The sequence below is a fragment of the Streptomyces lunaelactis genome (assembly GCF_003054555.1).
GTDB lineage: Bacteria > Actinomycetota > Actinomycetes > Streptomycetales > Streptomycetaceae > Streptomyces > Streptomyces lunaelactis.
Map to the genome: position 1 here is coordinate 631,005 of NZ_CP026304.1, position 21,320 is coordinate 652,324.

The 21,320-nt window shown below is 70.0% G+C and carries 14 protein-coding genes and 1 pseudogene; 6 read left to right on the plus strand and 9 right to left on the minus strand.

Translation table 11 applies throughout. From position 1 onward, the window contains the following. Window positions 1-46: 46 nt before the first annotated feature. Window positions 47-2,452 carry a SpoIIE family protein phosphatase gene (locus SLUN_RS02855; RefSeq protein ID WP_108147013.1) on the minus strand — a complete coding sequence of 802 codons (2,406 nt, stop codon included), beginning with the start codon at window positions 2,450-2,452 and terminating at the stop codon, window positions 47-49. 171 nt (window positions 2,453-2,623) lie between these two features. On the opposite strand from SLUN_RS02855, the pseudogene SLUN_RS40815 reads away from it, so the two are divergent. Next, window positions 2,624-2,870: pseudogene (locus tag SLUN_RS40815) on the plus strand (SAM-dependent methyltransferase); the annotation flags it as partial. An 86-nt stretch (window positions 2,871-2,956) separates the two neighbouring features. On the opposite strand, the gene SLUN_RS02860 reads toward SLUN_RS40815, so the two are convergent. Further along, window positions 2,957-3,661: an SDR family oxidoreductase gene (locus SLUN_RS02860; protein WP_108154476.1), complete on the minus strand. Its 705-nt coding sequence runs from the start codon at window positions 3,659-3,661 to the stop codon at window positions 2,957-2,959. Between the two features lie 118 nt (window positions 3,662-3,779). Between SLUN_RS02860 and SLUN_RS02865 the strand changes: the two genes are divergently transcribed. Continuing rightward, window positions 3,780-4,364, plus strand: a complete 585-nt coding sequence (locus tag SLUN_RS02865) for a TetR/AcrR family transcriptional regulator (protein WP_108147014.1) — start codon at window positions 3,780-3,782, stop codon at window positions 4,362-4,364. An 18-nt stretch (window positions 4,365-4,382) separates the two neighbouring features. Here SLUN_RS02865 and SLUN_RS02870 read toward each other — a convergent pair whose 3' ends face one another. Then, complete coding sequence (locus SLUN_RS02870) at window positions 4,383-5,033, minus strand: TetR/AcrR family transcriptional regulator (protein WP_108147015.1); 651 nt, start codon at window positions 5,031-5,033, stop codon at window positions 4,383-4,385. Between the two features lie 190 nt (window positions 5,034-5,223). Between SLUN_RS02870 and SLUN_RS02875 the strand changes: the two genes are divergently transcribed. Further along, on the plus strand, window positions 5,224-6,522 hold the full coding sequence (locus SLUN_RS02875) for a YncE family protein (RefSeq protein ID WP_108147016.1): 1,299 nt from the start codon (window positions 5,224-5,226) through the stop codon (window positions 6,520-6,522). Between the two features lie 117 nt (window positions 6,523-6,639). After that, window positions 6,640-7,953 carry a YhgE/Pip domain-containing protein gene (locus SLUN_RS02880; RefSeq protein WP_108147017.1) on the plus strand — a complete coding sequence of 438 codons (1,314 nt, stop codon included), beginning with the start codon at window positions 6,640-6,642 and terminating at the stop codon, window positions 7,951-7,953. Here the strand turns inward: SLUN_RS02880 and SLUN_RS02885 are convergent. Further along, the gene (locus SLUN_RS02885; protein ID WP_108147018.1) at window positions 7,946-11,323 is read right to left on the minus strand and encodes a pyruvate carboxylase; all 3,378 of its coding nucleotides are present in this window, start codon (window positions 11,321-11,323) and stop codon (window positions 7,946-7,948) included. The genes SLUN_RS02880 and SLUN_RS02885 overlap by 8 nt on opposite strands. A gap of 201 nt (window positions 11,324-11,524) precedes the next feature. Between SLUN_RS02885 and SLUN_RS02890 the strand changes: the two genes are divergently transcribed. Next, window positions 11,525-12,787, plus strand: a complete 1,263-nt coding sequence (locus SLUN_RS02890; RefSeq protein ID WP_108147019.1) for a Tm-1-like ATP-binding domain-containing protein — start codon at window positions 11,525-11,527, stop codon at window positions 12,785-12,787. A 104-nt stretch (window positions 12,788-12,891) separates the two neighbouring features. Here SLUN_RS02890 and SLUN_RS02895 read toward each other — a convergent pair whose 3' ends face one another. The 5 genes from SLUN_RS02895 to SLUN_RS02915 all read right to left on the minus strand — a co-directional run bounded on the left by SLUN_RS02895 (window position 12,892) and on the right by SLUN_RS02915 (window position 20,205). Next, complete coding sequence (locus SLUN_RS02895; protein WP_108147020.1) at window positions 12,892-13,953, minus strand: trypsin-like serine peptidase; 1,062 nt, start codon at window positions 13,951-13,953, stop codon at window positions 12,892-12,894. A 10-nt stretch (window positions 13,954-13,963) separates the two neighbouring features. Then, window positions 13,964-15,088 (minus strand): trypsin-like peptidase domain-containing protein, encoded by a 1,125-nt coding sequence (locus SLUN_RS02900; RefSeq protein WP_108147021.1) that lies wholly within the window; start codon window positions 15,086-15,088, stop codon window positions 13,964-13,966. Beyond that, entirely contained in the window at window positions 15,085-18,078 is a 2,994-nt protein-coding gene (locus SLUN_RS02905) for an AAA family ATPase (RefSeq protein ID WP_257153642.1), read from the minus strand. Before SLUN_RS02905 ends, SLUN_RS02900 begins: the two co-directional genes overlap by 4 nt. Continuing rightward, complete coding sequence (locus tag SLUN_RS02910) at window positions 18,059-19,180, minus strand: hypothetical protein (protein ID WP_108147023.1); 1,122 nt, start codon at window positions 19,178-19,180, stop codon at window positions 18,059-18,061. Before SLUN_RS02910 ends, SLUN_RS02905 begins: the two co-directional genes overlap by 20 nt. A gap of 83 nt (window positions 19,181-19,263) precedes the next feature. After that, entirely contained in the window at window positions 19,264-20,205 is a 942-nt protein-coding gene (locus SLUN_RS02915) for an alpha/beta fold hydrolase (RefSeq protein WP_108147024.1), read from the minus strand. Window positions 20,206-20,385: 180 nt separating this feature from the next. On the opposite strand from SLUN_RS02915, the gene SLUN_RS02920 reads away from it, so the two are divergent. Next, entirely contained in the window at window positions 20,386-21,237 is an 852-nt protein-coding gene (locus SLUN_RS02920) for a caspase family protein (protein ID WP_108147025.1), read from the plus strand. Window positions 21,238-21,320: the final 83 nt, after the last annotated feature.

Here is a 21,320-nt window from a genome sequence, read left to right on the forward strand (position 1 = left end):
GCGGAAGGCCATGGCGACCGGACCGGTCGCCCTGCCCTGGAGCACGTCATCCGTCCGAGGGAAAGGCCTGTTCCGTCCAGATCGTCTTCCCGGACTGGGTGTAGCGCGTTCCCCAGCGGTGCACCAGTTGCGCGACGATGAACAGCCCGCGCCCGCCTTCGTCGTCCTCCGCACTGTGGCGCAGGTGCGGTGAGGTGTGGCCGGCGTCCGCGACCTCGCACAGGAGCGTGCGGTCACGGATGAGGCGCAGGTGCAGCGGCCCGCCGGCGTGCCTGACCGCGTTGGTGACCAGCTCGCTGACCACGAGCTCGGTCGAGAACGACAGCTCTTCCAGGCCCCACTTGTGAAGCTGCCCGATAGCGAGCTCCCGGGCGTGGCCCACCGCGACAGGTTCGGCGGGCAGCTCCCAGTCGGCGACCTGGCCGGCGTCGAGTTCGCGCGTACGCACGAGCAGCAGCGCGATGTCGTCGGGCGTCGTGCCGTCCGGGAGAAGTGCCGACAGAGCGCTGTCACACAGTTCTTCCAGGGACGCTCCGCGGTCGCCGAGTACCCTCCCCAGGATCTCGAGCCCCTCGTCGATATCACGGTCGCGGGCTTCGACCAGGCCGTCGGTGAAGAGGGCCACCAGGCTGCCCACCGGCAACTCGATCTCCATGGACTCGAACGGCAGGCCTCCGAGCCCCAGCGGCGGACCGGCGGGAAGCTCTGGGAAGGACAGCCGGCCGTCGGGGTCCACGATCGCCGGCGGCAGGTGGCCCGCCCGGGCCATGACACAGCGACGCGAGACCGGATCGTAGACGGCGTAAAGACACGTAGCACCGGTCGCGTCGTCCTCGTGAGGGTCGGCGAGCGCGCCGGAGGCGTCCGACTGGTCCTCCGCCGACTGGCTCACCAGATCGTCGAGACGCGTGAGCAACTCGTCGGGGGACAAGTCCAGTTGAGCGAGCGCGCGTACGGTGGTGCGCAGCCGTCCCATGGTGGCGGCCGCCTGCAGGCCGTGGCCGACCACATCCCCGACGACGAGTCCGACCCGCGTTCCGGAGAGCGCGATGACGTCGAACCAGTCGCCGCCGACCCCTGTCACGTCGTCGGTGGGAAGGTAGCGATAGGCCACCTCGCCCGCCGATTGCTGCGGCAGGTGCTGCGGCAGCAGTTGGCGCTGCAGGGCGAGTGAGGCCATACGTTCACGTGTGAAGCGTCGGGCGTTGTCGATGCACACTGCGGTACGAGCCGCGAGCTCGTCGGCGAGTGCGACCTCGCCGTCGTCGAACGTGGTCAGCGGGGAGTCACGGAGGAACGTGACGAGACCCAGCGTGCTGCCCCCGGCCCGCAACGGCACGACCAGGGTGTTGTCCTCGAGCACGAGACCGCCCGAGGCGAGGCTGCGGTGCTGGGGAGAGCCCGGCGGGTATGCGACAGGCGATCGCTGCGGGGACTCCCCCGGGTCGCCGCGCCCCTTTGCCGGCGCCGGCCGGGAGGCGACTCGTACGAGGTCGGTCTCTGCCGGGCGGCCGGCGCCGAGCACCTCCCCTTCCACGACTTCCTCCGCGAGGTCGACCGTAACGGTGTCGGCGAAGTCCGGGACCGCCACCTCGGTGATCTCCTCGGCAGTGACGACGACGTCCAGCACCGTGCCGATTGCGCGGCCGGCTTCGACCAGCAGGGCCAGCCGCTTCTGGGCCTCGTAGCGGTCGGTGATGTCGAATGCGTCCTCGCACACTCCGAACACATGCCCGTCGGCGTCCTGGAGCCGGTAGTAGGCGCATGACCAGAGGTGGTTCTTGCCGGGGTCGCCGGGTGGTTCCCCGTAGAAGTGCAGGTCGAGGATCGGTTCGCCGGTGTCGATTACGTGCTGCATGACGCCGGCGAGTGTCTGCGGGTACCCCTTGGTCAGGAACCTGCCCTCGGAGTACAGCTCATCGGCGCGCATACCGCGGAACTCGGCGAACGGCCGTCCGATCTCCCGTTCGTACGCGGCGTTGCACCACGTCAGGCGCAGGTCGGTGTCGTAGATGCCCAGACCGACGGGCGACTGGGTGGCCAGCCCCTGCAGCAGGGCCAGCCGCGATTCCCACAGCCGCAGACCCTCCAGCTCCGTCACTACGAGGACACGAGCCGCCGTGCCGGTGCCGGGCGGGTCGGACACCGCAGTGGCGAGCAGCAGCTCGCGGCCGTCCCGGTGCAGGGCGACGCGGATCTCGCTTCCGCTCAGTGGGGTGCGCCGGGCTGCGGCCGACTCGGGCTCGGCAGTGAACTCGGGGTCCTCCCGGGGCGGCAGGACCGTATCCACGTGCTTTCCGATGATCTCGTGCTGCGGGTAGCCGAGGAGATCCTCCGCCGCGCGGCTCCACCCGATGATCGTGTCCTGGGCGTCGAGCACCGCCGTGGCTGCCCTGGTGATGTCGAGCGGACCACGAAAATCGGCACTCTCCGCCGTGTTCCATGCGCTCATAGCGCCACACCAGCCCGGTTCATTGCCTCCAGAATCCGCCCTGCCCGGGGCTGGCACAACCGCAATGGCCGCATTGAGCAGCACGCGGGCCTTTTGCCCGCGTGCCACCGGGGACAGCCCCGTCCCGCCCTCGCCGGGAGGGCGGGATGCGCCGGGAGGGCTTGATGCGCAGAAGCCGACTGGGACGCACGGACGCCCGTCCATCTCGCGAGCCGGTTCTACGGCGTCGGCCGGGGCGCCGACCCGGCCCGGTGGTTCGCCCGGTCGAGCGGGAGGCCCTGGGCCCTGTCCGGCCGATCTTGCCGGGACGTGATGCTCTCCATCTGCAGGGCCAAATGGCCACCGAGCGGTCGCGTTCGCCGAGCGCGGGGCACGCACCGCCGGTCTCGACATCCCCGGCGCGTCCGTGACCGCGGCCGGATAACTCGAAAACCGTCTGCCGGCTGCTGCGCCGACCGTGAAGGATCCCGCGGCTCCCGCCGGGAACGGGAGCCGCGGGAGGTCTCAGCCGAGAAGCTGCGGGTAGAGCGCGGAGGGGTCGGCGGCGAGCCCGGCCTTGACCTGTTGGCTGATGTCGTCGGCGAGGACTTCGTACTGTCGCGCCTCGATGCCGTCGAGAGCGGCGTGGGCGACCTTGGCAGGGTCGGCCTTGGGGGTGTCGAGGCTCGCGGCCATGTCGGTGTCCATGTACCCGACGTGCAGCGCGGTGACGAGCGTCTGCTGCTCGGCCAGTTGCACCCTCAGGGAGTTCGTGACGGACCACTCGGCCGCCTTGGCCGCGCTGTAGGCGGCGCCGGCTGGAATCACGTACCAGGAGAGCACCGACAGCACATTGAGGAGCGCGCCGCCGCCATTGCGGGCCAGGGCGGGTGCGAAGGCCCTGCTCATCGCGAGTGTGCCGAAGACGTGGGTGTCCATCTCCCGCCGGTAGTCCGCCAGGTCCCCGTCGATCACCCCGGCTCCGGTGGAGATCCCCGCGTTGTTGATCAGCAGTGTGACGTCCTGGGCCTTCTCGGCTGCGGCACGGACCGAGTCGGGGTCCGTGATGTCGAGCGCGAGCGGCACCGCGCCCGGTGTGGTGACCGTGTCCGGGTTGCGTGCGGCCGCGTAGACCTTGGCCGCCCCACGGTCGAGCAGCGCCTTGACGAACTGCTCCCCCAGTCCGCGATTGCCCCCGGTCACCAGAGCCACTGCGCCTTCGATCTGCATGGTCATGCCTCCTCGTCCCGCGGAGCGGGTGGTTTTCACCGACCCGGAAACCGATCGGTTTCAATCAGGGTAAACCGATCGGTTTTCATCTGACAACCCCCAGCGGTAACCTCAAGGCATGACCACGACAGCGACAGCCTCCACACGGGAGCGGCTGCTCGACGCCGCGGCCGAGCTCTTCTACCGCGAGGGCGTCGGCATCGGCGTCGAGGCGCTCTGCAGGACGGCCGGGGTCTCCAAGCGGTCCATGTACCAGCTGTTCGACAGCAAGGACGCGGTCCTCGCCGCCGTCCTGCAGCGGCGCGCCGCTTCGACCGAGGCGCTGCTCCTCCCCCCGGAGGACGACGGGCGGCCGCCCCGCTCGCGGATCCTGCATGTCTTCGAACAGCTGGAGGCGGCGTCGGTGAAGCCCGGCTACCGGGGCTGCCCGTTCCTCGCCACGGAGGTCGAGCTCAAGAACCCCGAGCATCCGGCGAGCCGGGTCGCCCGCGGGGCCAAGCAGTCCCTCACCGACTTCTTCCGCACGGAAGGGGAACGCGGCGGCGCGCACGATCCCGCACTGCTGGCACGGCAGTTGACCCTGGTCTTCGACGGCGCGAGCGCTCGCGCCGGGGTCGGCGACGAGATCCTCGACGGGCTCACCACAGCGACCGTCGGCACACTCCTCGACGCGGCAGGACTGAGTGGTCCGGAAGCCCGCTGAAGGGGGCCGGGCCACCCCCTAAGCGGTGTCCGCAGGGCGCACGATGCCAAGCAGCACCTGCACAAGCTCGTCGACGACCTGATCGAGCGTCGCGTCCACCCAGCCGGCCCTCCAGTCGTGCAGCAGACCGTTCACGCTTCCGATGAAGGCCGCCGCAGCGATGCGATAGTCGCGCGGCGCCGCCTCCCCGCGCTCGGCCGCCGCTGCCGCCTCCGCGCAGATGAGATCCACCCAGCGGGAGCGGCGGGCCAGACGCTGCTCCTCCAGCCGTGCACTGACGCCGATGATCTCGACGAACGTGATGCGTATACGACGCGGGTCGCCGGTGACGTTGGCGGCATAGGCGCGGAAGGTCGCCGCGGCCCGTTCCGCGATCGGCAGCCCGTCGGCCCCTGCGAGCGCGGCCAGGGAGGCCGCCTCCGCCCAGTCGTTGACCTGCAGATGCAGAGCGGCAAGCACGTCCTCGAGGGTGCGGAACTCCTCGTAGAACTGACGGGTGGACAGTCCCGCGGCCTCACTCAGCGCCGCCACGGTCGTTGCACGGTAACCAGGGCTGTCACCGAAGAGCTGGAGCCCTGCGTCGAGGAACCGCTGACGCCGCTCGGCCTGCCGCTCCTCGGCTGACCTGCCCGCGTAACGGCCGGTCGGTTTTGCGAGCCTGCCCGCCACTGCCCCTCCCTCGTCGCTACGGCCATTTTCCCGTGTCGTGAGTCTTGTGGAGCGCCCCGGCTGTCGTTACTTTCCAGTAGCCCAATCTGAACGGGACCGTATTCAGAGTGGGAATGTCGCACAACTCGCCGCACTCCAGAGCCACTTCCGCACCACGAGCCCGGACTCGCCCCCCACGGAAGGAACAACGATGTCCCTCCCCCAGCACCGTCCGCCCCTGCGCGCGCTCAGTGTTCTCGCCACAGCTCTGACCATCGCCGTCGCAGGTTCGTCAGCCGCGGCCGCCCCGCCCACCGCGCCTCGGACAACGCCCGGAAGCGCCGCACAGGGCGCCACCGCCCGCCTCAAGGAGGTGATGTTCGTGGGCAACAACTGGGACGGCACCGCCGACGTCATCGCCTCCAGCGGCGACTTCGCCAGGATCGGCCGCGTCAACGTCATCCCGGACAAGGCCGAGCGACTCGCGGAGATCTACCTCAACCCGGTCAAGCTCATCTATTTTCTCGGCATCCGCAACGGCCCCGGCGAGGGACACGACCAGTTCGTCGACGACATGTACTCCACGCCCGACGGCTCGGCCATGGTCGTCTCCCGCCCGAGTTTCGCCGACGTCGTGTCGATCGATCTCGCCACCGGCCGGATCAACTGGCGTTTCCCCGTGTCCGGTTACCGCTCCGACCACATGGCGGTCTCCCCCGACGGCACCCGCGTCGCCGTCTCGGCCTCGACCTCCAACACCGTGCATGTGCTCGACATCCGGACCGGCAAGCAGCTCGGGTCGTTCAAGACCGGGGACAAGCCGCACGAGAACGTCTTCACCGACGGCGGCAAGTACCTGTGGAACATGTCGATCGGCGAGGTCAACACCGCCCTCGACGCCCCCGCGTGGGACTGGACGAAGGGCGACCGCCGCATCACCGTGGTCGACGCCACCACCTTCAAGGAGGTCAAGGTCATCGACATGCGCGAGCGGCTCGACGCCTTCGGACGCAAGGACCTGTCCGACGCGGTCCGGCCCGTCGCTTTCACACCGGACGCTTCCAAGCTCTACTTCCAGGTCTCCTTCTTCAACGGCTTCCTCGAGTACGACGTCGCCTCCGACCGGATCACCCGGGCGAAGACGCTGCCGAAGAACCCCGCGACCAGCGAGGACCGTACGACATGGGTCAACGACTCACGCCACCACGGCATGTCGGTGAACTCCGCGGGCGACAAGCTGTGCATCGCCGGGACGATGGACGACTACGCGACGATCGTCGACCGCGCATCGCTCCAGGAAGGGCCGCTGGTGGAGGCCTCGAAGCCGTACTGGGCGACCGTCAGCGGCGACGGCACTTTCTGCGTCATCTCCGAGAGCGGCGCCGACCGCGTCACCGCGATCAGCTTCGCCACCGGCAGGAAGGTCGCCTCCGTGGCGGTCGGCGACCACCCCCAGCGCGTACGGATCGCCCATGTGGCAGCCGACTGGAGCGGCGCTGCCGCCGACTGATCGCGCGCGATCACGAGACCCGGCGGGGCGCCTCGCCGTCACCGACGGGCGTGAGTTAACTGGGGCAGAAGGCCGGATCCGGGCATTCGGTACGCCGGCGCTTCCCCGAGGAGAGTCATGCCTTCGAATCAACGCCTGACGGGGACCACGGCGGGGCGGGTACTGCGGACCCCGAAGATCTGGGTGCTGCCCACGGTCATCGTGGGAGTGGTGGCTCTGCTGCTCTCCCTCGTCTACCTGGGCGGCATTCTCACCCCGCGCGATGACTTGCAGCGCATGCCGATCGGGCTGGTCAATGCCGACCGGGGTGCCGTGGTGACGGGACAGCGGGTGAATCTGGGTGCTCAGATCACTCAGAGCATCAACACCTCGCCCGACCCCAAGGACCAGGTCGCCTGGCGGGTGCTGGACCCGGCCGCGGCCAGAGACGGTCTGGCTTCGGGCAAGTTGTACGGCGTCCTCGAGGTGCCGCAGGACTTCTCAGCCTCGGTGGCGGCGCTGGAGGCCTCGGGACAGCGGGCACCGGACAGGCCGACGATGACCATGCTGACCAATCCCGGGGCCGGCAGTCTGGCCTCGTCCCTGGCCGCCTCGATCGCCCAACAGGCAGCGCACTCGGCCTCGACGCAACTGGGCCGCTCCCTCACCGACCGCCTCCAGGCCCAGGGCGGCGAAGTGACCAACGCCGAGCGGCTCCTGCTCGCCGACCCGATCACGGTCGAGGTGACCGTCGGCCATCCGATCGGCGCGCGCAGCGGCCTCGGGCTGACCGCGTTCTACTACACACTGCTGCTGGTACTGGTCGGCTTTCTGGGCGGCAACGTCATCAGCAACAGCGTCGACGTGGGCCTCGGTTACGCGGCAAGCGAGATCGGCCCCCTGCGCAGACAGCTGCCCACGGTGCCCATCTCGCGCACCCAGACGCTCATGGTCACCTGTGCCATGTCGGTCGCCCTGTCAGTGCTGACATCCACCCTGATCCTCCTCGCCAGTGTCGCGATCCTGGGCATGGACGCCACCCACATCCCGCTGCTGTGGGTCTTCTCGGTGGGCGCATCGGCCACGGTGGGCGTCGGCGTCCAGGCCATCAACGCCGCGTTCGGCGGGATCGGGCAGCTCGTGAGCATGTTCGTGTTCATCGCACTGTCGCTGCCCTCCTCCGGTGCCACCGTCCCGCTGGAGGCGCTTCCCGACTTCTATCGCGTGTTGTCCTACTTCGAACCGATGCGCCAGCTCACCGACGGCGTCCGCTCGATCCTGTACTTCGACGCGCGGGGCGACGCCGGCCTCACCCGGGGCTGGACCATGATGGCCATCGGCATGGCGGCCGGACTGCTCTTCGGCTTCGCGATGACCACGTACTACGACCGCAAGGGGCTGCACCGCATCGTGCCCGAACACGCGGAGCAGCCCACGCCGGCCGCTAGTTGATCTCGATGAGCAGATCGCCCGCCTCGACCTGCTGGATCTTGCCGATCGCGAGCCGTCCGACCGTGCCGGCGCGCTGCGCGGTGATGGACGCCTCCATCTTCATCGCCTCGATGGTGGCCACCGTCTCGCCCGCGGACACCGAGGCGCCCTCGTCCACCTGCAGCGTGACCACACCCGCGAACGGCGCGGCGACATGACGGTCGTTGCCCCGCTCGGCCTTCTCCGCCGCCTTGACCTCCGTGGCGATGGACCTGTCCCGCACCGACACCGGTCGCAGCTGCCCGTTGAGCGTGGTCAGCACCGTACGGATGCCCCGCTCGTCCGCCTCGGAAATGGCCTCCAGCTCGATCAGCAGCGTGACGCCGGGCTCGAGGGTGACCGTGTGCTCGGTCTCGGGTTCCAGGCCGTAGAAGAAGTCCTGCGTCGGCAGTACGGAGGTGTCGCCGTAGGCTTCGCGATGGGCGTCGAGCTCCTTGGTGGGGCCGGGGAACAGCAGCCTGTTCAGCGTCGGCCGGGGCGCTTGAAGCAGACCGCGCAGGTCCTCGTCCGACAGCGTCGGCAGCGCCGCCCGCGGCGGGCGGCCCTGCAGCGCGCGGGTGCGGAACGGCTCGGGCCAGCCGCCGGGCGGGTCGCCCAACTCGCCGCGCAGGAAGCCGATCACCGAGTCCGGCACATCGAACTTGCCCGGGTCGGACTCGAAGTCGGCGGCCTCGACCCCGGCGCCGACCAGATGCAGCGCGAGGTCTCCCACGACCTTCGACGAGGGCGTCACCTTCACCAGCCGGCCCAGCATCCGGTCCGCCGCCGCGTAGCAGTCCTCGATCAGCTCGAAGCGGTCGCCCAGGCCGAGCGCGATGGCCTGCTGGCGCAGGTTCGACAGCTGTCCGCCGGGGATCTCATGGTGGTAGATGCGCCCCGTCGGCGAGGCGAGACCGGACTCGAAGGGCGCGTAGACCTTCCGCGTCGCCTCCCAGTACGGCTCCAGATCCCCAACGGCCTGCAGCGACAGACCGGTTGCCCGCTCCGTGTGGTCGGTGGCGGCCACCAGCGCGGACAGCGGCGGCTGGCTGGTGGTGCCCGCCATCGAGGCGACCGCGGCGTCGACCGCGTCGACACCCGCGTCGATCGCGGCCATCAGCGTGGCCATCTGTCCGCCCGCCGTGTCGTGGGTGTGCAGATGCACCGGAAGGTCGAACCGCTCCCGCAGCGCCGTCACCAGCGTGCGGGCGGCGGGCGGGCGCAGCAGCCCGGCCATGTCCTTGATCGCCAGCACATGCGCACCGGCTTCGACGATCTGCTCGGCCAGGCGCAGGTAGTAGTCCAGCGTGTAGAGCGGCTCGGCCGGGTCCGACAGGTCCGCGGTGTAGCAGAGGGCGACCTCGGCCAGTGCCGTGCCGGTGGCGCGTACCGCGTCGATCGCCGGACGCATCTGTGAGACGTCGTTGAGTGCGTCGAAGATACGGAAGATGTCCATGCCCGTGGCCGCGGCCTCGGCGACGAACGCTTCCGTCACCTTTGTCGGATAGGGCGTGTAGCCGACGGTGTTGCGCCCTCGCAGCAGCATCTGGGTGCAGACGTTGGGTACGGCCTCCCGCAGCGCCGCGAGTCGTTCCCAAGGGTCCTCGGCGAGGAACCGCAGCGCCACGTCGTAGGTCGCACCGCCCCAGCACTCCAGGCTCAGCAGCTGCGGCGCCGTGTGCGCGACGTGCGGGGCCACGGCCAGCAGGTCCCGCGTCCGCACGCGGGTCGCGAGCAGCGACTGGTGCGCGTCACGGAAGGTGGTGTCGGTGACGGCCACTGCCGACTGGCGGCGCAGTCCGGCGGCGAAGGCGTCCGGCCCCAGGGCCGCCAGGCGCTGGCGGGAACCGTCGGGCGGCGGCGTACCGATCGGGATGGAGGGCAGTTTGTCGCTGGGGTTGATGACGTGCGGTCGGCGCCCGTGGGGACGGTTGACGGTCGTCTCGGCGAGGTAGCTGAGCATGCGGCTGCCGCGGTCGGCCGACGGGCGGGCCCGCATCAGCTCCGGATGCTCGTCGATGAAGCTGGTCGTGATGCGTCCGGCGCGGAATTCGGGGTGGTCGAGCACGGCGCCGAGGAAGGGCAGGTTGGTCGCCACTCCGCGGATGCGGAACTCGGCGATCGCGCGGCGCGCGCGACGGGCGGCGTTGGCGAAGTCGTGCCCGTGGCAGGTGAGTTTGACGAGCATCGAGTCGAAGTGCGCGGACACCTCGGCGCCGGTGTGCACCGTGCCGCCGTCGAGCCGGACGCCCGGCCCGCCGGGTGAGCGGTAGGCGGAGATGGTGCCGACGTCGGGCCGGAAGCCGTTGGCGGGGTCCTCGGTGGTGATTCGGCACTGGAGTGCGGTGCCGTTCAGGACGATGTCGTCCTGCGTCAGGCGCAGTTCGGGAAGAGTCATCCCGGCGGCGATGCGCAGTTGCGCGATCACCAGGTCCCGGCCGGTGACCTGCTCGGTCACCGTGTGCTCCACCTGGATGCGCGGGTTCATCTCGATGAAGACGTGGCTGCCGCGCTCGTCGACGAGGAACTCCACGGTGCCGGCGTTCACGTAACCGATGTGGCGGGCGAACGCGACGGCGTCGGCGCAGATCCGCTCGCGCAGCTCCGGGTCCAGATTGGGCGCGGGCGCGATCTCGACGACCTTCTGGTGACGTCGCTGCACCGAGCAGTCGCGCTCGTACAGGTGCACGACGCTGCCGTCGGCGTCGGCGAGGATCTGCACCTCGATGTGGCGCGGGTTCACCACGGCCTGCTCGAGGAAGACCGTCCCATCGCCGAAGGCGGACTGCGCCTCGCGCATCGCGGCGTCGATCGACTCCCGCAGTTCGCCTCGTTCGGCCACCCGGCGCATGCCCCGCCCGCCACCACCGGCGACGGCTTTGACGAACAGCGGGAAGCCGATGTCGTCGGCGTCGGCGAGGAGCGCGTCCACGTCCGTGGAGGGCTGCGACGACTTGAGTACGGGAACACCGGCTTCCCGTGCCGCCGCGATCGCGCGGGACTTGTTGCCCGTCAGGAGCAGCACCGGCGCGGGAGGTCCGACGAAGGTGATCCCGGCCTCCGCGCAGGCCGCGGCGAGGTCCGGGTTCTCCGAGAGGAACCCGTAGCCGGGGTAGATCGCGTCGGCGCCTGCCTTGCGCGCGGCCTTGATCACTTCTTCGACCGACAGGTACGCGCGTACGGGATGGCCGGGTTCACCGATCTGGTAGGCCTCGTCCGCCTTGGCCCGGTGCAATGAGTTGCGGTCCTCGTAGGGGAACACCGCCACCGTGGAGACACCCAGCTCGAACGCCGCACGGAACGCGCGGATCGCGATCTCACCGCGGTTGGCGACCAATACCTTGCCGAACATCAAACTCCCCTGTCGTGTCGCGAGCGAGCGGGCGGGCGGGCGGTGGGCGGCCTCAGGACTATCGATGCGTTGGTCACCGTACCCGGCGGTTTCGGAACTGATCGCGAACGGTTCCCACGTGTGGCCGAAGTCTCGCTCACCCGCATCAACCAGGGACTACGCCCTTGCCCCGCGCGCAAAGGGCCATGAATATGAATTGATATGGCAATCGTTGCACTGGTGGGCACGCTGGACACCAAAGGAACGGAATACGGCCGGCTGCGAGATCACTTGCACCGGCACGGCATCGAGACCATCCTCATCGACACCGGCGTCATGGGCGAGCCGGTGGTGCGCCCTGACATCACCCACGCCGAGGTGGCCCGCGCCGCCGGCACGGACCTCGTCCACCTCCAGGGGCAGGACCGAGGCGCAGCCGTCGCGGCAATGGCTCGTGGCGCGACGAACATAGCGCTGGATCTGTACGCACAGGGCCGTCTGCACGGCGTACTGGCCCTCGGCGGCAGCGGCGGAACATCGATGGCGAGCCAGGTGATGCGCGCACTGCCGCTCGGCGTGCCCAAACTGATGGTCTCCTCGATGGCTTCGGGCAATGTGGCCCCGTACGTCGGAGCCTCGGACCTCACCATGATGTACAGCGTCGTCGACATCGCGGGAGTCAACCGGATCTCCGCCCCGCTGCTCGCCAACGCCGCCGACGCCATGGCGGGAATGGCCGAGGGCTTCGCCCGCGCACCGCGAGCGGTCCGGGCAGAGGATCTCCTCGCCCGGGGCAGGCCGCTGGTGGCGGCGTCCATGGCGGGAGTGACCACTCCGGGCGTCGATGCGGCGCGCGAGCGGCTGACTCAACTCGGCTACGAAGTACTGGTGTTCCACACCAGCGGCTCCGGAGGGCGCTCGCTGGAAGCCCTGGCCGCACAGGGCCTCTTCGCCGGGGTACTGGATCTGACCCTGAGCGAACTGGCCGACGATCTCGTCGGCGGCATCCTGACCGCGGGCCCCGACCGCCTGGAGGCCGCCGGCCGCGCCGGGGTGCCTCAGGTGGTGAGCCTGGGCGCACTGGACATGGTGAAGTTCGGTCCGCTCGACACCCTCCCCGGCGAGTTCCGCGACCGTCTCGTACGCGTCCACAACCCGTCCATCACCGTCATCCGCACCACGGCGCCGGAGTGCGCCGAACTGGGGCGCCGTATCGCGGCGAAGCTCCGTACCGCGACCGGCCCCACGGCCGTCCTCGCTCCCCTGCGCGGCCTGTCGACCCTCGGGATCTCCAGCGGTCCGTACCACGACCCACAGGCCGACGCCGCGCTCGTCGCGGAACTCTGCGCGGGACTGAACGACAGCGAGGTCGAGCTCCAGACCTTCGACACCCACATCAACGACCCGGCGTTCGGGCGGGCGGCCGCCGACCGCCTCCACCGGATGATCACCGCCCAGTCGGAAACGGCGGCCGCCACGGCCTGAACGAGCCACGGCAGCAATCCCTCGCGGCGCGGGACGCGAGCGGACAGCCGGGGCGCACCGCACATCAGTACGCATCGACCCGTCGGCCCGGCTCCTCGGCGGGTTCAGACGAAGTTGACCTCGGCGCGGCGCAGCAGGGGATCGTCCTCGAACTGCCAGAGCGGTACGGCGTAGTTGCCGAAGCCGTAGCGGCCCCCGAAGTGGAGGCCGAGAACGCGATGGTCGGTGAGGTCGAAGACCGGCGAGCCGCTGTTGCCGCCCAGGGTGGAGCAGTCGTGCTTGATGACGGCCTGCTCGGGCACGAGCTCCGTGGTGGTGCCGGGCTGGAGGCGCTTGACGTTGTAGATGTCCATGAAGATCCTGCGCATCGACTCCGGTTCGTTGCGGCGGCCGTCCGCGGCGGGATAACCGACGCAGTACACCGGACGTCCGGGCAGGTCGGCGGGCGCGTCCCCGGCCACGGCCAGGGGGGTCGGCAGCGGACCGCCGGCGGCGGGAGAGACCCGCAGCAGGGCCATGTCGACGTCCCTGTGGATGCCCAGCACCTCACTGACCTCGTAGGCCGGTCCGCGGTCCTCGGGGACGGCGCCGTACTCCTCGCCCATGTCGAGTTCGGCGCTCATGCCCTCGTGGAAGGTCCAGCCGGTGCCGTCGCCGTGGGCGAACTCCGCCGCGACATGGCGGTTCGTCATGACGGCGTCCGGGCCGACGAGAAAGGCCGTGCCGATCCAGTCCAGACTGGAGTGACCGGTCACCTCGACCCGGCCGACGCGCGCGATCGACTCGCGGATCGCGGCGCGGTGGCCGTCGAGGACCGCCCAGTCGCCTTCCTGCGGGGTGAAGTCGTGGTTCTGGACGAGGATGGCCGGTCTGCCTTCGAGCAGGACGATCGCTTCCATGCCGAAGGACTCGTCGTCGCTGATCTCGTCGGCGCGCCCCTCGGCGAGCTTCTCCAGACCGACGGCGCCCGCCGACAGCACACGGTCCCGTTCCTGCCGGGCGAACCGGGAAATCTGCCCCGCGGGCAGCTCATCCGCGGGGAGTTCCTCCGACGATTCGGGGATTTCCCGTGCCAGACCGTCCCGTACCCGCTGGGCGACCTCCCGAAGGTCCCTGAAGACCTGCTCGGGGCCGGTCGCCACCGGTGACCTGCTACGGCTGCGCATATGGCTCTCCTCAGTCGCGTTGTGCCGCCTCGATCTCGGCATGGATCAGGGGGTGGTTGGCCTCCAGGTGGCGCATGACGGTGTTCATCTGGGTGCCGACGTTCACAAAGGCCGTGGTGTTGCCCTGGAACGCCACGTTCTCCACGCGTCGCGTCCCCCGGTGGAGCGCGACCACCTTCCAGTCGTCCGTGAACACGGGCGACCCGGAGGATCCGCCGCGGGTGTCCGTGAAGTAGCGGACATCGCGCTCGTCCGCTTCGTAGACGAGGTTGTTGCGCAGGGCGACGCGCTTCGGCTGTCCGCCCGGGTGCTGGATGATGTTGACGGCCACGTAGTCGCCGTTGGCGACCGCCAGCGACTTCCCCGCCAGCTTCAGTACCGGCCGGGAGGGCCCGGCGGCCAGGCGGAGGACCGCATAGTCGAGTTCCGGGTCCGCGGCGACGAGTTCCGAGAAGGGGGCCTCCTCCGTCTCCACCTCGTCCGTGTCGTAGTCGAACCGGGCGCGGGTGTGCTGTGCCTGGAGGCGCAGATCGCTGTCCTCGGCCACAGGACGCCCCGCGCCGGTGCCGGTCCGGGCGTTGACCACATGGTGGTTGGTGATGAGGAGGGCGGGGGCGATGAGCCATCCCGTGCCGGAGTGCGGGAAACCGTTCGGCTGCAGCGGGGCGCCGCCCTCGTAAGGCGGGACCTTGATGCGGGCGACCGACGTTCCGGCCAGATCGCCGCCCCGCAGGAAGCCGAAAGGGACAGTGTCGTCGCGATGAACGATCTCTTCCTTGATTTCCGGGACGGGCACCCCGGCCATGACATCCGGCTCGCCGCCGGCCTTCCGCGCCACATCGTCCAGGGCACGCTGGAGGACGGCGAGCGCCGCGGCCTCCGTCGTCTGGGCGACGGCGTTGCGCAGCCACAACTCCAGCGGCACGGAGCCGTCCACGAGCCGCTCCACCCGGTTCATCTCGTTCAGGTCCGAGTGCACCTGCCGTCCGGGCGCCGCGAGCAGCGGCAGTGTGCCGCGGTACTTGGGCATGATGCCGTCGAACAGCAGCGGCCGGACCGAGGGGTCGGCGAGTCCGGTCTCCAGGGCGGCATCGCGCACCCGCAGGATCTCGTCCGGCGAGAGGTAGGCATTCACGGGCGATCAGGCCGCGGGGGGCCGTTCCCTTCGCTGCCCGGGACCCGCTCGGCCGCTGCGGCGGTGCGGGGCCGCTTCGCCGGACGCCCGCCCGCGCCCGCGCGCATCGCGGCGGCCACCCCGGCCGCGATCTCACCGCTCTCGTCGGTGACGGTCAGCAGCCGCCGGGCGAGTTCGTCGAGGGTGCCGCGGTCGCGGGCCAGGCGCAGGATCCCGGTGATGCTGGAGGGCGCGGCTCCCGCCTGCTGCCGGGCCGGTCCGGCAGCCTCGTCCAGGATCTCCATCAGGGCGCCGAGCAGCCCCGGCCGGTGTGCGACCGCACGGCGCATCGCCTCGCCGAGGATGTCCAGCGCCTCGTCGTCGGCCGGCAGCCCCACGACGTCCAGCGCGTGGTCGAGCACCTCGGGATCCTGTGCGTAGATCTGCGACGCGACGGCGCGTACGAGAACGGGCTGGTCGACGAGGACGGCATCGGGCAACAACCGCAGCCGCAGGGCGAGTTGGCTGTCGACCTCGGGATCCGGGACGTCGGCTCCGGCGACCAGCCGGGCACGCGCCAGCAGCGCGCCCATCGCTTCGAGATCCTGCCCGAGCCCGACCGCGACGTCCTCGGCCAGGCGCAGCTCGCGCCCGGCACTCTCCAGATTTCCGGCCTCCTCCGCGAGCCGGGCAGAGAGCAGCAGCAGTTCCAGCTGCCGCTCGGCGCATCCCGCGCCCTCCGCGCGGCCGGTGGCTTCCGACACCGCTGTGCGGGCCTCCTCCCCTCGCCCGAGCCGGTTCAACGTCTCGGCCAGCAGGGAGTGCAGAGGGCTGCACGGAGCCCAGGGCCGGCGCTCCCCGAGCCGGTCGAACGCCGCTTCGGTGAAGCCCTGCGCGAGCATGTCCTCGACCTCGCGGGCGGCGAGCCGCTCCCAGTCCTCCTGGTCGGCGCCCGCCATGACCTGGTCGGCAGCCCCTCCGCCGAGATTGGCGCCGAGCAGGGCCGCGGCCCTGGGGCTCATCTCCTGCTGCGCCCCGACCAGGAACCGCTCGACCCCGGGCAGCCAGCGCTCCTGCACCGAGCGCGGGTTCTCGTTGAGCCGCAGCCGGTGGTAGATCTCCTCGGCGCGCGCCTCCAGCCCGCCCCGCCCGGCGTAGTACTCGACCGCGCGCCGCTCGACGGTACGCATCACGTCGGTGCGGTCGCTCCCCGGCAGCCGCAGCATGATGGCGCGTACGTCGGCGCGGTGCCGCACGGCCTCGGGTCCGGCCGGCTCCACCAGGTCGAGGCGGGAGAGCTCGTCGAAGAGGAGGCGCGCGTCGTCGAGGGTCTCCACCCGCAGACCGCAGGATTCGGCGAGGACATCCTTGATGATCTCGGGAGTGATGACGCGGAGCACCAGTCCGGGATGGGCGAGGCGGCGTACGTCCTCGTTGGCGAGGTGGTTGAGGATGCGGTCGTACAGGATGCCCTGGACGAGCATCTGGTCGACGCGGCGGAAGAAGTGGTGGCGCCGGGCGGGCAGGCTGCGGATGAGATCGCCCATGCGGTCGGCCTCGCCGCCGGCGAGGGTGGCGGCCCGTGCGGCGAGTTTCAGGCTGAGCGGGTGGCCGCCGACCCTGTCCGCGAGCGCCCCCGCCATGTCGGGATCCGTGACGCCGCAGGACAGCAGAAGGCCGACGGCCGCCTGCGGATCGAGCTCGTGGAGTTCGATGTCCAGCGACGTCATGGTCTTCGCCGGATGGTCGACGGGAGCGCGCCCGGAGACGACGACCCGCAGCCGCGGGTACACGTATTGGAGCGCCATGCAGATCGCCCACATCCTGCCCATCACCGGTGATCCGCGGTACTGCGCCTCCTCGAACGAATCGATCACCAGCACGAACGGCGGGTGGTCCTGACCGGCCGCCGCCACCGCCCGGACCAGCACTTCGGCGACCCGCCGGATGAGATCGGTCTCGCGCTCGGTTGCGAGCAGCTGGAACTCCTGCGAGGAACGGCGCCCCAGGACAGTCCGGGTGGTGGCGAGCTGGTGCAGCTGGGTCACCCGCTCCTGGCCCTCGCGCTGGCTGCGCGCCGCCTGCTGGCACTCCTCGGCGAGCGCGTCCAGCTCGGTACGGCACGGCGGGTACTGGATGGCGAGCTGCCGGGCCGATTCGGCGATGAGGGTGACCGGTTCGTGGATCGAGAGCGTGGGCCGCTCGAAGTCGATGTAGGCGAAGGGGAATTCGGGGGTGTGATCGTGGCTGCTGTCGAGGAGGAATTTGGCGAGCAGCGTGCTCTTGCCCATGCCACCGGGCCCGTGGATCACCAGTGGGGGTACTGGCGCGTGGTGCGTGCCCGTACTGAGGCGGCGCCCGGCCTGCTTCAGGCGGGCTGAGGCGGACTCGACGGGCATGCCCACATAGCCGCGCAGTTCGTCGAGTTCATGGGTGCGTCCCTGAAACGCTCCCCGTACGAGGCGTTCGAGGGGCTGGAAAAGTCTGGCCCGGTCCAGGGTGTGCTGGAGTTCCCCGGCGTCCGGCAGTCCGTTCATGCCCGGCACGAGCGAGAGCCACAGCACCGACTGGAGGATGTCGCCCAGCTCGTCGGCGGTCCGGTCCGCCCACCGCGGCGGGCTGCCGGACAGGTAGGAAAGGCAGATGTGCTCAGGGCTGGGCTCCGCCGGGAACTGCCCGGCGTTGCACTCCAGAGCCAGCCGGGCGGCGCCGGGACCGGCCAGCCCGCGCAACGCCCCTTCCCGCACATCGGACTTGAGCGTCCATGCCGCTCTCTCCCGCATCCCCATGGTCGTGCAGTCGTCCAGCAGCTCCAGGACCGCTCCGCCGGTCGCACGCTCCTCACCGGGCAGCCGGAGCAGCATCGGATCGAAGCGGGTGAGCAGGGCACCCGCTTCCCGATAGGCCCGGCGGGGGTCCGAGACGGTCTCCGGGTGGTCTTCGCCGGCCCGCAGCTCCTCCCGCAGCCGCGCGGTGAAGATCTCCCGCGCCTCAGAGGGATCGGTAGACACGGATCGCCCCCTCCGCCGCCGTGCAGATCTTCCGCATGTAGCTCTCGCCGCCGTTGCCATCGGTCTGCGCGGCCCTCAGTACCTCGTCGACGGCCGTGTCGACGAGCTCGGCGATCGAGGCGTCGCCGGACTGCCCCGCACCGAGGAAGCCGGGAGGGGATTCGTGGAAGTACTGGTCGAAGAAGTTGCGCAGATCGGCCCGTTCGGCGACGCGGGCCGTGTCCCGGCTCAGGCTTCCCCGCAGGTCGTACGGCAGTTGGCGCATCGCGGGCCCGTAGCCGAGCAGCACCAGACGGGGTGCCTGGTCGCCCCGTACAGCGGCGTGTTCGTAGATGGCGAGCGCGAGTTGTCCGATGAAGTCCCACACATCGGAGCTGGGGTCGAGCCTGTCGCATTCGTCGAGGACCAGCCAGTAGGTGTCCTCGGCGGCTGTCGCGCGCCCGACCACCCGGTGCACGGCGTCGTCGAGCGAGGGCAGCGGGTCATTCAGCTCCGTGGGGTTCAGCGGCGAGATGCCCGCGCGGGGGTCGGCGACGAATTCGGCCAGCCGCCGGACGACTTTGTCGGCGGTGGACGTACGCGACAGGGTCACTCTCGCCGGGCGGAATCCGCTGTGCTGGCCGATGTGGCGAATGAGGTTGTAGGTGTACGACCTGCCGCTGTCCGGGTCGCCGTCGACCAGCAGCACGGACTTTTCGGGGTCCTCGACAAAGCCGCGGAGCGTTTCCCGCAGGCTCTGGCGGTCGATGAAGACCTCGGTGCCGTTCTTGAGGACGCAGGTGCGGAAGTTGTCCTTCGAGGCGTGGGTGCGGCCGTCCTCGCGGAGCCGGTCCCGGAATTCAAGGGCCTTCGCGACTTCCGGCAGTACGGCCAGTCTGTCGATCGCGGCGACGGCCTCGATGAGTTCCAGCTGCCGCTGGATGTCCTTGCGTGAGGCCCGCACCAGCGCGCGGGCGTTCTCGGCGCTGACCGCCGTCAGGGGCAGCGCGCCGATGAATTCCGAGGAGAATCCGCTATGGGAAAGCTGGTTGTGGGGGTCGGTGGTGTCGAGGAGGTACTCCCGTACCCACATGGTGACGAGATCCCATTCCGTTTCCGCCAACGGCATTCCGCACCTACCCGGCAGTCCCTGGGGAGCATGAGACGGACTGACTCCTACTTGTCATGCTTCCACCCAGTTTGCACTCACGCAAGACGGTTGAACATCCGCTGGACCGAATCTCTGACCTGCGAATTTCCCAGATACTCGGTGATGCCGTGGTGGTTCTTGCTGTCGTTGGTCACGAGCAGGTCGGTGACCCGGTCCGGTGGCGCGTACTCGGGTCTGAGTGTGTGGTCGAGTGCCACCAGATCCCGGAGGTCCGAGGCGTTGCGCCAGGCCAGCACGCCGGCCGGCACCGCGGGCCGCAGCTGGAGGTTGTCCTGCACCTCGGTGATCGCCAGCGGCGATCCGACGGTGACGAAGAGCTCGACCTCCCGCTTCTGCTCGGTCAGCACCTCGTAGGCGACGATGGACCCGAGACTGTGGCCGACGACCACGACCGGGGCCCCGTCCAGAGAGTCCAGCGCCTCCTCGACCACGTCGCGAATCGCCTGTCCCATCCCGCCGAAGAAATAGGCGTAGACGTCCCTGAACGTGTGCTTGACGAGCGTACGGAACACCGCTTTCCGAGCCGCCGCGGGCAGCGGGAGCGCCTCGGGCAGGGGTTCGGTTCCGGGCCCCTGCTCCCCGGCCTCCTCGGTCTCGGCGAGGGTGTCCGCGAGATAGGTCATGTCACGCAGCCAGTCGCCCAGAGCGGCGTCCGGCCGCTCACCGGTGCCGGGAACGCCCTCGGGCGGGACGCCACCGCCGTCCGCGCGGGCTTCGCCGAGGGTTTCCGCGACGAACTCCTCAGGCGCGCCGAAGGCCGCGGGTGGCGGCATCTCCTCGATTCCGTCCGGCCCGCCGTCCAGGGGGTCGGGCCGGAAATCGGGCAAGGGCGTCTCGTACCGGAGCGGAGCCCAGTACGCCATGCGCGAGGCCTCTGCCATGTCCCGGCCGAACAGCGCGTTGTCCCATTGAGATTTGAGCAGTTCCGAGCGGACCTTGTTCCCATTGCCGTGGACGTAAATGACCCTGGGTTGCATCGTGCCTCCCGCGACGGTCGGGCGCCGGTCACTGTCAGTATTGGGTCGGGGCGAGATGACCGCCATTCGTCACCTCGAGGAGGACCGTTCAGGCGGTAGGGGCCGCCGCCGGGTTCGTACGCCCGCCGGCCACGGAACACATCCCGGCGATGCCCGCAGCCCACGCGCGAGGAGACACCCATGGCCACCGGCCTTTCCCTGCACATCGGACTCAACAAGGTCGACCCGGCGAAGTACGGCGGCTGGGACGGCGAGCTCGTCGCCTGTGAGCAGGACGCCAACGACATGGCTCAGCTGGCGCGCGAGGCCGGGTTCGGCGACACGACCCTGCTCACCCCCGACGGCACCGTAGAGAACATCACCGCAGAGCTGCGCAAGGCGGCCAAGAAGCTGAAGAGCGGCGACATCCTGCTCTTCAGCTACTCGGGCCACGGCGGGCAGGTGCCGAACGCCAAGGGCTCGGACAACGAACCGGACGACTTCGACGAGACCCTGGTCCTCTTCGACCGTGAGTTCCTCGACGACGAGCTGCACAGAGAGTTCGGGCGCTTCGCCGAGGGCGTGCGGATCCTGGCCTTCCTGGACTCCTGCCACAGCGGAAGCGGCATCGAAGTACGGGACGTCCTCAGCTCCGAGGCCATGCAGGAGCACTTCCAGACCCGCGACCCGAACGAGATCGAGAACACCTCACGGCTCATGCCGGTCGCCAAGCAGGCGGAGATCTACCAGCGGGACAAGGAATTCTTCCAGGAGATCCAGCGGGGAATCGCCGCGCAGGACGGCGGCGAGGGGGACGTGAGCGCGCTCCTCGTCTCCGGCTGCCAGGACAACCAGCTCTCCTCCGACGGCCCGGTCAACGGCGCGTTCACCGGGGCTCTGCTGGACGTCTGGGGCAGCGGGGCGTTCCGCGGCGGCTATCGCGCGTTCCACCGCGACATCCTCCAGCGCATGCCCGCCACGCAGAGCCCGAACTTCTACGTGGCGGGCCGGCCGGGCGACGACTTCCTTCAGCAGCGGCCGTTCACTGTCTGAGCCGTGCCAGGGCGTGTTTGAGAAGTAGCGCCGTCCGCCCGCAGGGCGGGCCCTGCGGCGTCTGGTGCGTGCAATCGCAAGGC

What these genes read in the sequence shown, in the direction of transcription:
- SLUN_RS02895 (WP_108147020.1), bottom strand. Translation starts at nt 13,953, where the DNA reads ATGCGCAGCCGTAGCAGGTCACCGGTGGCGACCGGCCCCGAGCAGGTC.
- SLUN_RS02885 (WP_108147018.1), bottom strand. Translation starts at nt 11,323, where the DNA reads ATGTTCGGCAAGGTATTGGTCGCCAACCGCGGTGAGATCGCGATCCGC.
- SLUN_RS02855 (WP_108147013.1), bottom strand. Translation starts at nt 2,452, where the DNA reads ATGAGCGCATGGAACACGGCGGAGAGTGCCGATTTTCGTGGTCCGCTC.
- SLUN_RS02865 (WP_108147014.1), top strand. Translation starts at nt 3,780, where the DNA reads ATGACCACGACAGCGACAGCCTCCACACGGGAGCGGCTGCTCGACGCC.
- SLUN_RS02920 (WP_108147025.1), top strand. Translation starts at nt 20,386, where the DNA reads ATGGCCACCGGCCTTTCCCTGCACATCGGACTCAACAAGGTCGACCCG.
- SLUN_RS02860 (WP_108154476.1), bottom strand. Translation starts at nt 3,661, where the DNA reads ATGCAGATCGAAGGCGCAGTGGCTCTGGTGACCGGGGGCAATCGCGGA.
- SLUN_RS02890 (WP_108147019.1), top strand. Translation starts at nt 11,525, where the DNA reads ATGGCAATCGTTGCACTGGTGGGCACGCTGGACACCAAAGGAACGGAA.
- SLUN_RS02875 (WP_108147016.1), top strand. Translation starts at nt 5,224, where the DNA reads ATGTCCCTCCCCCAGCACCGTCCGCCCCTGCGCGCGCTCAGTGTTCTC.
- SLUN_RS02915 (WP_108147024.1), bottom strand. Translation starts at nt 20,205, where the DNA reads ATGCAACCCAGGGTCATTTACGTCCACGGCAATGGGAACAAGGTCCGC.
- SLUN_RS02880 (WP_108147017.1), top strand. Translation starts at nt 6,640, where the DNA reads ATGCCTTCGAATCAACGCCTGACGGGGACCACGGCGGGGCGGGTACTG.